Source organism: Sphingomonas silueang, assembly GCF_040049155.1.
Classification (GTDB): Bacteria; Pseudomonadota; Alphaproteobacteria; order Sphingomonadales; family Sphingomonadaceae; genus Sphingomonas; species Sphingomonas silueang.
Window position 1 is genome coordinate 1 of the sequence record NZ_JBDZDK010000031.1, and the last position, 12,843, is coordinate 12,843.

General features: G+C 70.4%; 10 protein-coding genes. 5 read left to right on the top strand and 5 right to left on the bottom strand.

Annotated elements, in window-relative coordinates; genetic code table 11:
* Window positions 1-1,257 (top strand): JmjC domain-containing protein (locus tag ABLE43_RS19505; protein WP_348979814.1); only part of this gene is annotated, 1,257 nt, incomplete at its 5' end.
* A gap of 15 nt (window positions 1,258-1,272) precedes the next feature.
* Here the strand turns inward: ABLE43_RS19505 and ABLE43_RS19510 are convergent.
* A complete protein-coding gene (locus tag ABLE43_RS19510) occupies window positions 1,273-1,857 on the bottom strand; it encodes a TIGR02466 family protein (protein WP_348979815.1) in 585 nt (194 codons plus the stop codon).
* A gap of 40 nt (window positions 1,858-1,897) precedes the next feature.
* On the bottom strand, window positions 1,898-2,803 hold the full coding sequence (locus ABLE43_RS19515) for a CE1 family esterase (RefSeq protein WP_348979816.1): 906 nt from the start codon (window positions 2,801-2,803) through the stop codon (window positions 1,898-1,900).
* 119 nt (window positions 2,804-2,922) lie between these two features.
* Between ABLE43_RS19515 and ABLE43_RS19520 the strand changes: the two genes are divergently transcribed.
* Window positions 2,923-3,366: a hypothetical protein gene (locus ABLE43_RS19520; RefSeq protein WP_348979817.1), complete on the top strand. Its 444-nt coding sequence runs from the start codon at window positions 2,923-2,925 to the stop codon at window positions 3,364-3,366.
* Window positions 3,367-3,369: 3 nt separating this feature from the next.
* Window positions 3,370-4,797 carry a hypothetical protein gene (locus ABLE43_RS19525; RefSeq protein WP_348979818.1) on the top strand — a complete coding sequence of 476 codons (1,428 nt, stop codon included), beginning with the start codon at window positions 3,370-3,372 and terminating at the stop codon, window positions 4,795-4,797.
* Window positions 4,798-4,824: 27 nt separating this feature from the next.
* On the opposite strand, the gene ABLE43_RS19530 is transcribed toward ABLE43_RS19525, so the two are convergent.
* From ABLE43_RS19530 to ABLE43_RS19540, 3 genes are all read right to left on the bottom strand, one after another.
* The gene (locus ABLE43_RS19530) at window positions 4,825-7,080 is read right to left on the bottom strand and encodes a hypothetical protein (RefSeq protein WP_348979819.1); all 2,256 of its coding nucleotides are present in this window, start codon (window positions 7,078-7,080) and stop codon (window positions 4,825-4,827) included.
* A 46-nt stretch (window positions 7,081-7,126) separates the two neighbouring features.
* The gene (locus tag ABLE43_RS19535; RefSeq protein WP_348979820.1) at window positions 7,127-8,464 is read right to left on the bottom strand and encodes a hypothetical protein; all 1,338 of its coding nucleotides are present in this window, start codon (window positions 8,462-8,464) and stop codon (window positions 7,127-7,129) included.
* Between the two features lie 111 nt (window positions 8,465-8,575).
* Window positions 8,576-9,730, bottom strand: coding sequence for a glycosyltransferase family 4 protein (locus ABLE43_RS19540; protein WP_348979821.1), 1,155 nt, complete (start codon window positions 9,728-9,730; stop codon window positions 8,576-8,578).
* 266 nt (window positions 9,731-9,996) lie between these two features.
* Between ABLE43_RS19540 and ABLE43_RS19545 the strand changes: the two genes are divergently transcribed.
* Both ABLE43_RS19545 and ABLE43_RS19550 read left to right on the top strand, forming a co-directional pair.
* Window positions 9,997-11,547: a lipopolysaccharide biosynthesis protein gene (locus ABLE43_RS19545; RefSeq protein WP_348979822.1), complete on the top strand. Its 1,551-nt coding sequence runs from the start codon at window positions 9,997-9,999 to the stop codon at window positions 11,545-11,547.
* Complete coding sequence (locus ABLE43_RS19550; RefSeq protein WP_348979823.1) at window positions 11,540-12,841, top strand: polysaccharide pyruvyl transferase family protein; 1,302 nt, start codon at window positions 11,540-11,542, stop codon at window positions 12,839-12,841. The genes ABLE43_RS19545 and ABLE43_RS19550 overlap by 8 nt, the downstream gene beginning before the upstream one ends.
* Window positions 12,842-12,843 lie beyond the last annotated feature (2 nt).

The window sequence follows — 12,843 nt, forward strand, 5'->3', positions numbered from 1 at the left end:
GAAGGTGGCGTCGTCCTCGACGATCAGCAGGCGGGGGGTGGTCATCGCGTCTTCTCCAAGGCCAGCGATTCGATCGGCAGGACCAGCGTCGTCTCCGCGCCGCCGCCGTCGCGGTTCATCGCCGAATTCTGGTGCCGCCGCCCGGTGCACATCCGCGCGCCGCGGGAGGGCGGGCGGCCCGGTCTGGTCGACTGGGCGCGGCTGAACCTGTTGCTGGCGCAGCGCGCGCATTGGGATGCGGACCATCTGAAGCTGGTGATGAACAGCCGCGGCGTGCCCGGGGAACATTTCCTGCAACCGGTGCCGGGCTTCGGCAATCGCCTGCTGGCCGATCCGGCGCGGGTGGAGGCGCTGCTGGCGCTCGGGGCGAGCATGGTCGCCAACGAGGTGCAGGATGCCGACCCGACGGTCCGCGCGCTGACCGACGCTCTGGGGCGGCAGTTCGGGGCACGCGCATGGGGCAATCTCTATGCGTCGTTCCGGGGGGTGCAGGCGTTCGCCTCCCACTGCGACACGCACGAGGTCTTCGCGCTGCAATGCGAGGGCGAGAAGCGCTGGCGGCTCTATGCGAATCCCGCGGTCAACCCGACCGAGACGCCGCACGGCGACGATGCGCAGGCGCGGATCGATGCCGCCAAGGGGCCGGTCATCCTCGACATCGTGCTGAAGCCGGGCGACGTCCTCTATATCCCGCGCGGCTGGTACCATGACGCGATCGCCAGCGCGGAATCGTCGCTGCACCTGACGATCGGCGTGCTGCCGCATACCGCGCGGGTGCTGTTCGACCTGCTGGCGCGCGAGGCGATGCAGGACCCGCTGTTCCGCGCCTATCTGCCCGATGCGCGGATCGACGGCGGCGGTGCGCTTGCCGCCCATGTCGCGGCGTTGCTGCACCGCCTGGGCGAGATCGCGGCAACGCCAGCCTTTCGGGACGATATCGCGGTCGAACAGGCACGCAGCGTCGATCCGGTGGGAGGACTCCGCCTGCCGCAGCGCCCCGTGCCGCGCTTCTATGCCCGCACCGGACGGGCGTTCGTCATCCGGCAGGACGGGGGTGTCCGGGTGCTGGCGGCGGGCGGCACGACCGTGCCGCTCGGCCGGGCGGCGGAGGTGGCGCAATGGGTGCTCGACCGGCCCGCCTGTTCGGTCGGCGAGGTCGCGGCGCATTTCGCCCATCACGACGGCGACGCGATCCGCGCCCTGATGGAGCAGCTGGCGGCGCTGGGCCTGATCGAACGCTATACTCCCGCGATGTAGCGCGGGGGCGATCGCTCACCAGCGATAGTTGAAGCTGACGCTGATCCGCTCGCCCTTGCCCGCGTGGGGCAGCACCTCGTGGCGCAGCCAGCTTTCCCACAGCAGCAGCGTGCCGGGGGCAGGCGCCACCACCTCGAAGGTGCCGGGGCGGGTGGGGGCGGCCATCATCAGCCCCAGCCGGGGATCCTCGAAGCGGATGCCGCCCGCGCCCTCGGGCACCGCGACATAGACGGTGCCCGACACCACGCTGTGCGGATGCAGATGGCCCGAATGGCCGCCGCCGGGCTTGAGCAGGTTCACCCACAGGCTGTCGAGCTTCAGCCTGCGCCCGCCCAGTTCCATCCCGCACGCTTCGGCGAATCTCGCGACATGGCGGTCGAGCAGCCGCTTGAGATCGGCGAAGGCCGGGTCGCGCAGCGGCAGGTCGTTGAGCGAGGCATAGGAGGTATAGCCGCGATAGCCCTTCTCCTTCGACCAGCGTCGCCCCGCCATGTCCTCCTGCGCCAGCGCGCGGACCGATTCGTCGAGGTCGGCGACCAGCGCGTCGTCGCCGAGCGTGGTTTCGTAGAGGGCGGTTGGAAAGAGCGAGCGCAGCGTCATGGCGCGCGGCTTGGCGCAAAGCGGCGCGCTTGGAAAGGGTTCAGCGGCGATGCGCCGACAGCAGCGCCCATAGCGCTTCGTTGTCGACCACCCAGCTGTGCCCGCCGTCGACGGTGATCCGCCCGATCACGTCCGCACCGCCCCGGCAGCCGGTATAGCGTTCCTCATAGACCTTCGGCGCGACCCAGCGGGTCGTGGGTGCGGCGGTGCAGCCGTTGAGCGTCGCCCAGCGCATCTCGGCGGCATGCATGGTGTACGACCAGTATTTGGCGCCGCCGCCCCGGATCGGATTGGTGGTGTCGGCATCGCCCGCGAAGGCGACGACCGGCAGCGGCGCATCGGGGCGGCAGCTCGCCGGATCGGGCCGCGTCGGATCGCTCGCCAGCGGATTGCCCGCGCGCAGGCCGACGACCGGCGCGATCGCCGCGAAGCGCCGGGTCGCGACGCAGCCGAGCCAAGAGGTCATGCGACCACCGCCCGACAGGCCGGTGGTATAGACCCGCGCCGGATCGACACAGCCCGCCGCGACCAGCCGGTCGATCATCGCGCCGACATAGGCCACGTCGTCGGGCGCATCGGGGCCGGGGACGGTGCCCGCGACGGTCGGCACGCCGGGGATGTTCCATACATGGCCGCGATCGTGCGGGATGCCCGCATCGGGCGCGACGATCAGGAAGCCGTGCCGGTCGGCGGTATTCGCCAGCCGCGAATCGGCCAGCATCGCCGCCCCGCTCGCACCGCTGCCGTGGAGCAGCAGGACCAGCGGGACCGGTCGATCGAGGTTTTCGCTGCGGGGCAGATGTACGGCGGCGGCGCGTGCCGCGCCGCCGGTCGCGATCCGTTCGACCATGGCGGCGCTTGCCCCGGCACAGCGCGGCGCGGCCTGTGCGCCGAGGGCGCCGAACAGCAGGAACAGGACGGCGAGCGGGCGGAACCAGTGCGACATGGCCTGCGGGCTATCGCGGCGGTGCGTCGGTCGCAACCGTCAACCACGCCGGAAAAACAACTTTCCTACAGGGGTATACGATGTTTAAGCGAAACAAAACATGAACAGAGGAGGTTTCAGTGGCTGGTGTTCCCTTCGTACATGCACCTGCGGGCTATGTGCCTGCCGTCGGTCTCGCCTTCGGTGCCGCCAACAGTCCGGCGACGGCGGTCGCCACCGACAATCCGCTGCCGGTCAGCACCGTTCCCGCGCAGCATGCCGCCGCATCGGTGCCGCTGGCCGGGGTGGCCGCCGCGACCGGCGTGGTCGGGCCGTTCGTGCCGCAGCTCGGCCGCCCGATCTGGCTGGCGCTGTCCGGCAACTGGAGCGGCAGCATCCGGCTGTTGCGTGGGGGGAGTGCCGGGGCCGTGCCGTTGCCGCTGACCTATGGCGACGGCAGCACCCGCGCGCCGTGGACCACCAACCTGCTGTCGCCGGTCGCCGAAGAGAGCGTCGCGGGGGCGCAGTGGTTCCTCGACATCACGCTCGCCGCGGGCAGCGTCACCTACCGGATGGAGCAGTAAGCCATGGCGTTCGATTTCGAGGCGCGCGACGAGGCGCGCCGTGCCTATGCCGCGCGCCCGCGCACGCCGGTGAACCTGTTGGTGGTCGGCCAGTCCAACGAACAGGGGCCGGTGCCCGACAGCGATGCCGACGCGAACCCGCTGTGCTTCCGTTCGGCGCGCAACCCCGGCGTCACCAGCCTGTCGGGCGCGATCCCCGCGATCCACGGCGGGTGGTGGATGGATGTCCACGACCGGCTCTGGGATCACGGCTATGACGCGCGCATCATCAACGCGGCGGTCGGCGGGGCGAGCCTGCTGACGCAGATGTGCGGCACGCTCCAGGCGCGGGCCGTCGCGCCCAACTATTACCAGCGGCGCGCGGCTTCTGTGTATCCCGACCTCGGCGACTGCGGCGATATCTACCAGATCGGCGGGCGCACCTTCGTCGTGGTCGGCGGCGGGCGGCTGCGGCAGGCGTTCAACGCCGGGCCGCTGCCGGGGCTGGTCGGCGTGTCGAACCTGCAGGACTTCATCGGCTTCGGTCCCAGCACCGGGGCGGGCTCCCCCGCCGCCAGTGCGCCGGATGTGTCGGCGGTGCCGGTCGGCGGGACGATCGTCGACGGCGGGCTGACGCTGATGCGGTTGGAGGATGTCTACGGCGTCAGCAATGCCTACCACCCGCGCGACGTATTCAATCTCGGCAATGCCTTCACCGAGCGGCTTGCCGGGCGCGGGTTCGATCCGCTCGGCATCCTGATGCGGGCGTGGATGATGTTGCAGGCGCAGAGCATCAACGGCGCGCGCACGATCGTCTATTTCGCCAACGGGCAGTCGGATCTGGGCATCGGGCCGCTGACGTACCAGCGGGCACTGATGTGCGCGATGACCTTCTTCCTGCGGCGCGGGTGCGAGGTGATGATCGGCAACACGATCTACTCGCCCGGATCGGGGACGTCGACGGCGGCGGCCTATGCCAGTCAGGTGACGGGCGCGGACAGTGCCGTGGCCGAGCTGGCAGGCTGGTTCCCGGGGCGGGTGCATCGCGGGGCCAATCTGGTCGGCGCGATGGGCATGACCGGGCCGATGGGCGGGCAGAAGTTCACCGGATCGGTCGCGGGCACGACGCTGACCGTTACCGGTTTGCAGGCCGACAGCGGCAGCGGCATCGCCGCCGGGCAGACGCTGTGGAACGGGCAGGCGGCGGTCGGCACCATCCTGCCGTTCGGCACGGCGGGGACGACCGGTACGGGCGGTACCGGCAGCTATGCGCTGTCGGCAGGCGCTGCGATCGGCAGCACGGCGCTGGTTGCGGCTGGCGCGTGGTTGCAGTTCGACGGCATCCATGTGTCGGCGGCGGGCTGTGTCGGTCCGGCGATCGGCGGGGTGGCCAGTGCGGGGACGCATGTCGCGAACGCGCTGAAGGCGGTGCTGCCCGAGCAGCGGCGCTAAGGCAGCCTCCCGCTTGGCGGGCAGGCGCTATCGATCGAATTCGAGCAGGAAGAAGGTCGTCGGACGGCCCGGCACCGCCACGGTATCCAGTGCGAGCCGCAGCGATCCGTCGCCGTCCGTCGTCACCGCGCGTCCCGCCATCGGCGTGCCGTCCAGCGCCAGCACCGAGAACCGCCCCGTCCGCCGTGCGCCCGTGCGGAGCGTGACGGCGGCGGTGATCCGGCGCATCGCCATCGGCAGCGATCCCCAGCTGCGGAACTGGCGCAGCTGTCCCGCGCCGTCGAGCTGCATCCCCTGGTTCCGGACATCGCCCGCCATGACCAGCAGCAGCCGGCGGCTGGTGGCGACGGGCGCCCCGTCGAGCGAGGTGGCACCGAGCAGCGCGCCGCCGTCGATCCGCTCGATCCGCATCCGGCCGAGCGCAATGCCCGTCGTCGCACCGGTAACGCTCGCCGCTTCGGTCCGCGGGGTGACGACCGTGATCCGCTGCTGCTGCTGATCGATCGTCAGCTCGCCGGTATCGCTCTGGAAGATGCCCCTGGTCGCATCGGTCCGGTTCGACGGGCCGAGCGTGCCGTTCGCCCGCAAGGCCGCGACCAGTTGCTCCGTCTGCGCATCCACGCCGCCGCGCAGGATGCGGCGCACGCGCGCCAGCAGGCGCGCGCCATAGGAGTCCGCGCCGTCGCTGGCCGACAGCAGCAGCACGTCGGACGGAAGCGACCCCGCCCGCTCCGGCGTGACGAGGCCGAAGCGCGCGAGCAGCGTCGCCCGCTTGATCCCGGCGGGCAGGAACGCCGCGCCAGGCCGGTCGAAATCCGCCCCGCCCAGCACGCCCGCGACGGTCCGCCGCGCCGGGGCCACGTCGCCGCGATGGAACAGCATCGTCGCCAGCGTCTCCGCCGCACGCTCGGCCGGGTCGAGCCCGACCGTGTAGGACATCAGCGGGATCACGCCCTTGCCCGGCGCGGGGATCGCCGGTTCCACCGACGAGAAGGCCATGCGGCAGATCAGGCCATATTGCTGGAACGCCGCGATCGCCGGGAACAACAGCCCCGTCTCGTAGCGCGTCGGATTGGGATAGGGGCTGGAATATTCGGTCGACACCATCGGCCGGTCCAGCCAGCGCTGACCGGCGTTCAGCGTCCACAGGGCCAGCCCGCCGTCCGAGGTGGCGTCGATCAGCTGGAATCGCGAACCCGGCGTGAAACTCGATACCTCGCCGCCATAGGCGTGCACGTCGACGACCGGCAGCCGCGATCGCGTCTCGCCGGTCATCGCCGCGTTCCAGTCGTTGTTCGTCAGATTGGGGCCGCGAAAGCCGCGTTCGGCAAGCCGTTCGCTCATCCAGCGGTTGGTGCCGACCTCCAGATCGGCGACATAGCGCAGCAACAGGCCGGTGCGCGCGTCGCTGCCGCGCCAGTTGCGGGGCAGCGCCACCGGTGCCGCGCCGCTACGCTCCGCCGCGCTCAGGTCGGGGATCGCCGCGGCAAGCCGGGCGGGGGTGGGCAGGCGGGCGCGGACCCAGCGGTCGAAATAGGCGCCGAAGCCGGTGGGGAACGGCTGCGCGTCGCTGCGCCCGAAGGCGATCCCGTTCTCGTTCGCGCCCGACACGAACGCCAGCGCCGGATCGGCCAGCGTCGACCGGCCGGTATAGGGATTGGTCCGCGCGAACACCTGATCGACCCAGCGCAGCCAGAGCGCGCGCGCCGCCGGATCGAAATGCATCCGCACGCGCAGGTCGTCGGCGTTGCTCGGCCCCCATGCCTGTCCGCGGATGCCGGTGCCGTTGCCCGAGACGATGTCGAGCATCAGCGACAGGCCGTTGCGCTTCAGCGCGGCTTGGAAATAGAAGAAACGATCGAGCGCCTCCGGATCGACCTCGAGGTCGCGGGTCGCGCGCCGGGTCAGCCGCTGGTCGATGAACTGCTGGCGTACCAGCGTATAGCCGTGCCGCCGCAACTGCACCGCGATCCGGTCCGCCTCGTCATGCGTCGGGAAGGTCGAATGCCGCTCGACCGCGTTGACCATCGCGCAGTTGAACCGCGCGGGCGCACCGCTGCGGTCGAATACCAGCCGACCGTTCCGCACCACCACCGGCCCGTCGCCGGGATTCGCGGCGGCAAGGCCGGAGAAGTCGAGCGCGCTGCCCGCCGCCACCGCCAGCGACTGCGCGGGGACGGGCACCCATTCGCCGCCGCCATCGCCCGGAACGTCCGGGGTCGCCGCGATCAGCAGCGCGGGCAGGGTGAAGGCGACGAGAACCGGCAGGCGCGTCAGGCGCATCGCGTCGCCTTCGTCGCATGCTGCCCGCGACGCGCCCATCGCATCGTCAGCCTTCCGCCCCGGGTTGCGGCGGACGGGTGCTGGCCTCCGATGCGAGGAACCACAGCAGCGTGCCGATATGTGCGCTGTAGAACAGGGTGAAGAAGTTGAACGAGATCGGGCTGACCATCGACGCGATCATCAGCCAGCCGAGCGCGGCGGTCGTCGCATATTCGCTGCCCTGCCGCCGCGACGCGATCAGCGCCACCGCGGCGATCAGCGTCATCGCCACGACGAAGAACAGCCCCGGCCAGCCGAACTGGTACAGCGCCGATATCAGCCCGGTATCGACCAGGCCGATCGGGTAGTTGGCATATTGCTTGCCGAACTCCTCGCTCGCGCTGCCGGCGGCATAGGTCAGGACGTTGTTGTACTGCGGATCGCCGGACATGAAGCCGAAGCCCATGCCGTCGGTCGTCATGAAATAGCGGTTGAAGAATTCGGACTCGTATCGCCGGAACGTGGCGCTGACGTCGTTGGCGAGATAGCTGCTCAGATCGGCGAAGTTGGCGAGATAGCGCTGGATGACGAACAGCACGATCGGAATCAGCAGCAGCGGGCCGACCACGGTGATGACGATCCGCCGGGCACCGCGCAGCACCAGTATCGCCACCGGGATCAGCGCCAGCAGCAGCGCCGCGATCACCAGGCGGCTCTCGGACAGGACGATGGTGTTGTACCCCATCGCCGCCACGCCGAGCAGGTGCAGCGGCACGCGGCGCAGGTCGAACTCGATCAGCCGCATCAGCGCGACCATCAGGCCGAAGGTCGCGGGCAGTTTGAGGAACACGACCCGTCCCTCGCCGAAGGCCGATCCGCGGGCATAGTGATCGAGGAAATGCAGGCCGAGCGTCACGTCGGCGATCACCAGCAGCGATCCCAGCAGCCCGGCCCAGAACAGCCCGCCCTCCGCATCGCGCCGGGTGATGCCGAGCGTCTTGTACAGCAGGATCGTCAGCAGCGGCGCGACGGTGAACACGGCGGGCAGCCACGCCCCCAGCGGCTGCGGCGCGACCTGCGTGCTGTAGCGGGCGGACGCCACGATGCACCACAGGAAGAAGGCGACGGGGATGACGTCCCAGAAGTTCGGCGGACGGTTGGTCGCGACCAGCCGCACGATGTAGAGGCCCAGACCGGCGAGGCACAGCAGCGCGTAGAGCTGGTTCCCCATCACGTCCGGCAGGCCGATGACCGAGAAGGGAAAGCCTTCCCAGAAACACAGCATCAGCACGACGAACGCCACCCGCCACAGCGTGATGCCGTCGCGGGCGACGGGAAGCGGGGCGGGGGGCGGCGGCGTGACGTCGGGCTGCTGCGGGCCGAGGGTACGGGGGGCAAGCGTCATGGCGCGTCACTATCACGCTTCGGCGCCGGAGCGCACCTGCCGATCTGCCCGATCATCCGAACGGTCGCGTCCTGTATCGCATCGTGCGAACGGTCCGCCGCACGGCAGCGCTCATGCCTGCTCCAGCCGGGCGCGCAGCGCCAGATAGCGCGCACCGATCGCGGGCCATGCGTGCGTCGCCATGATCCGGTCGCGATAGGCCATCGCCGCCGCATTCCATTCGCCGACCGGGCGTGCGCGGAAGGCGACCACCGCATCGGCGACGCAGGCGGCGTCGACCGGCTGCGCGATCGCCTGCGCCGCCATGCCGTCGGCGATCAGGTCGCCGATCCCGCCCGCGGGGGCCGCGATGATCGCGCGTCCGTTGGAGGCGGCGACCATCGCCACCCCGCTCTGCGAGGCGAAGTCGCGATAGGGCATGATCATCGCGTCGACCGCGGCGAGCAGTTCCTCCAGCCGTTCGTCGCTGACATAGCCGATTTCGAGTCGCACCGCCTCCGGGTGGCGACGGGCCAGCGCCTCGCACCCCGCCCAATAGTCGGGCTCGACCGGGTCGGGCGCCCCCGCGACGACCAGCCGCACGTCGCAGCCGCGCGCGCGCGCCTCGATCACGCCCTCGATCGCCTCGCGCACGCCCTTGTTGCGGCGCAGCGTCCCGAACAGCAGCAGGTCGCCGGTGCCGGGGGCGGGCGACGGGGCGGAGAGCGCGAAGGTGCCGTGTTCGATCACCACCACCGGACGGCTGCCGACCGCATAGGCCCCGTGCAGCGTCGCCGCCCCCGCCTCGCTCAGAACCACCAGCGCCGACGACAGGCGATAGGCGAGCGCGAACGCGCCGTTCTCCACGCTGCGCAATGCCGGGGGCAGCTTCCAGCTGTGCGGCACCGGGTCGTGCACGACATAGATGATGCGCGCGCCCGTCAGGCGCAGTACCGCGAGCAGCGGCAGCGCGAAGACCAGCGGATCGGGGATCGTGACGATGAAGGTGCGGGTCAGCGCCCGCGCGCGCAGGCACCCCAGCGCCCCGGTAGCCATGCGCAGGATCGAGCTGGCCGCCCGTCGCCACTTCGGCCCGTGGCGCTGCTCGGCACGCGACGCGATGCGGCGCAGTCCCGGCCGCGGCTGGTCGTAGCGCGGGTTCTCGGCGGGCGGCGCGACGAACACGACCGCGCCCCCGGCATCGACGATGCCGTGCGCCAGTTCCTGGGCGAACAGGCCCGCGCCCGATGAAATGCCGGTCTTGGTATAGAGAGCGACTGGTTGCATGGCGAAGATGGCGCTCGAATAACGGAGTTGCGGTTCCTTAACATCGCCGACCATCGTCCGCTACCGCGAAGTCGAACGCGCCATGTCTACGTTGCAATCGACCCGCTACCCGATTATGAACGCGGCGGGCACGATGCGCGCACGGCCGGGGTTGAACGGGCTGGCGGACGATCATCGCGTTGCACTTCGTCTCGATCGGAAAAGGACAGCATGTTTCGCGTCGCATCGTCTTCGCCACGGCATCGAACGCGCATGGGTACGCGCCGGTGACGCTTCCGGGGGGGAGCGGGGAACCGGCCGCGATCGAACCCGTCGCCCAGCCCGCTGCCGAGGGGGTCGGCGCGACGTTCGGGGGATCGCTGGCCAGCGTCGCGATGCGCAGCCTGTTCTGGTCGCTGGTCCAGAACTGGGGCGGGCGGATGCTCAACTTCCTCCAGTTCGTGCTGCTGGCGCAGCTGCTGTCGCCGCGCGAGTTCGGGCTGGCGGCGGCGGCGGCGATCATCACGCTGTTCATCACGCTGGTCGCCGAATTCGGCTTCGGCGACGCGATCATCCAGCGTGCCGACCTGAAGGACCGCGACGTCAACCTGCCGTTCTTCTTCGCGCTCGGCATCTCGGTCACGCTGGCGCTGCTGGCGATCGCCGGGGCCGACCTGTTCGAGCGCTGGCTGAAGGTCGAGGGGCTGGCCCCGGTCGTCCGCGCGCTGAGCCTGATCGCGCCGATCACCACCGTGTCGCAGTTCCAGGAAGCGGTCTACAAGCGGCATCTGGCGTTCAAGCCGCTGGCGGTGCGGGTGCTGGTCGCCAATCTGGTGGCGACGTTCGTGTCGGTGCCCTGCGCCTATCTGGGCTTCGGCGTGTGGAGCCTCGTGATCCAGGCCTATCTGGTCGCGATCCTCGGCGCGGCATGGATCTGGTATCGCCCGCGCTGGCGGCCGACGCGCGCGATCGACCTGTCGTCGGCGCTCGGCCTCGGGCGGTTCGGCGTGTTCGTGCTGGCGATGCGCCTGCTCGATTTCGGCGCGACCCGGCTGGTCGAGGTGCTGATGATCGGGCGGCACGGGGTGCGCGCCTATGGATTCTACACCGCCAGCGGCAAGCTGAACCAGACGCTGATGGACCTGTTGCAGTCGGCGCTGAACGACGTGTCGCTGTCGCTCCTGTCCAAGATATCGCAGCAGCGCGAGCGGCTGGCGTCGGTCTATCGCCTGTCGATCGCGATCGCGGGCAATGTCGCCCCGCCGGTGTTCGTCGCGATCGCCGCGCTGTCGCCCGAGGTGTGCGGCACGCTGTTCAACGCGCGCTGGGCGGGGATCGAGCGGATCGCCGCGCTGCTGTTCCTGCTGGGGGCGGTACAGTCGCTCCAGTTCCTCAGCCGGCCCTATCTCAACGCGCGCGGCCGGTCGGAAGCGGTGCTCGTCATCTCGATCCTGAAGTTCGCGATCGTCATCGCCACGCTGCTGGTCGCGCCGAGCGACAGCATCTACACGCTGGTGCTGTGGTACGTGCTGGCGCAGCTGGCGTCGGCACCGATCTCGTTCTTCGTCACGTCGCGCGAACTGGGGCTGCCGTTCTGGCAGGTCTATGTCGATCTCGCGCCGGTCGCGCTGAGCTGCGCCCTCGCCTTTCTCGCGGTCGGCATCGCCCGGCAGCATGTCGCGGCGCTGGTGGCGGGGCCGCCGGTCGTCAACGGGATCGTGCTGGGCGTCGTCTTCGTCGCGGCATATGGCGTGGTGATCGCGCTGACCGGACGCAGGCAGCTTGGTGTCGTCGTCGATTTCGCCCGTACTCGTCTGAGGAACAGGAAACATGCTTAAGAATCTCGCGCGCAGCGTCATGCCCAAGCGCGTCTGGGAACATCTCCAGGATCGCCGGGAGGATGCGATGTTGCCGCAACTGCACCGCGACTGGCTGCGCATCCGCGAAGGGCTCCAGCCGCTGCCGCGCCATGCGGACGGCGTGAAGCGCGTCCTGCTGATCCCGAGCGACCCGATGGACATCGCCGGATCGTGCGGCGACGAGGCGATGGTGACGGCGGTGATCCACGCCGCGCGCAAGGCCGATCCGGCGGTCGAGGTGCATGTCCCGGTGTGGGACAGCAATTCGGAAGCGATGGCGACCCGCCTCGGGCTGATCCCGATGCCGATCTGGACCGCGGGCGATTTCGTGACGCCGATGGTCGATGCGCTGCGCAACCGCCGCTTCCATGCCGCGGTCGGCATGGGCGCGGACATCATCGACGGGGTGTACAAGGCGATCGAACCCGCCAAGCAGCTGGTCGCGCTCGACCTCGCGCAGCGGCTCGGCACGCCCGCCCGGATGCTGGGCGCGAGCTTCAGCACCAAGGCGGACAAGCGGCTCAAGCCGTTCTTCGATTCGCTCGACCCCGGCGTCCGCCTCGGCTTCCGCGACGCGGTGTCGCTCGACCGGGCGAAGGCGTTCACTACCGCCACCACCGAACTGGTCGCCGACTGCGCCTTCCTGCTGCCGCCCGCCGAGCGGATCGATCCGGCGGTCGAGGCATGGATCGCCGAACAGCGCGCCGCCGGGCGGACTGTCATGGGCTTCAACGCGCACCCGATGCTGCTGCCGCGCTACGACCGCGATCTGGAGGAGCTGCTGATCGCGCCCGCGCTGGCCGCGATCACCGCCGCGTCGCAGCAGCGCGACGTCGCATGGCTGCTGGTGCCGCACGACCGGCGCCCGGTGGCAGGCGACGCCTCGGTGCTGCAACCGCTGCACGACCGGCTGGCACCGGTGCTGGGCGAGCGGGTGCGGCTGCTCGACGGCTTCCGCTCGGCGGCCGAGCTGAAGGCGACGGCGGGGCATCTCGACGGCGTCGTCACCGGGCGCATGCACCTGGCGATCGCGTCGCTGGGGCGCGGCGTGCCGGTGCTGTGCATCACCTATCAGGACAAGTTCGAGGGGCTGATGCAGCATTTCACGCTGGGCGACGAGGCGCTGATGTCGGTGCCCGAGCTGGGGCAGGCGGATGCCGCCGACCGGCTGGTGCGCTTCATCGACGACCTGCCGCGCGCCCGCGCGCAGGTGGGCGAGCGGCGCCCCGCGGTGCTGGCGATGGCCGAGCGCAACTTCGAGGACTTCGACTGAGC

Coding starts and splice junctions, on each gene's coding strand:
- ABLE43_RS19510 (WP_348979815.1), bottom strand. CDS start 1,857: ATGACGCTGCGCTCGCTCTTTCCAACCGCCCTCTACGAAACCACGCTC.
- ABLE43_RS19515 (WP_348979816.1), bottom strand. CDS start 2,803: ATGTCGCACTGGTTCCGCCCGCTCGCCGTCCTGTTCCTGCTGTTCGGC.
- ABLE43_RS19525 (WP_348979818.1), top strand. CDS start 3,370: ATGGCGTTCGATTTCGAGGCGCGCGACGAGGCGCGCCGTGCCTATGCC.
- ABLE43_RS19530 (WP_348979819.1), bottom strand. CDS start 7,080: ATGCGCCTGACGCGCCTGCCGGTTCTCGTCGCCTTCACCCTGCCCGCG.
- ABLE43_RS19535 (WP_348979820.1), bottom strand. CDS start 8,464: ATGACGCTTGCCCCCCGTACCCTCGGCCCGCAGCAGCCCGACGTCACG.
- ABLE43_RS19540 (WP_348979821.1), bottom strand. CDS start 9,730: ATGCAACCAGTCGCTCTCTATACCAAGACCGGCATTTCATCGGGCGCG.
- ABLE43_RS19550 (WP_348979823.1), top strand. CDS start 11,540: ATGCTTAAGAATCTCGCGCGCAGCGTCATGCCCAAGCGCGTCTGGGAA.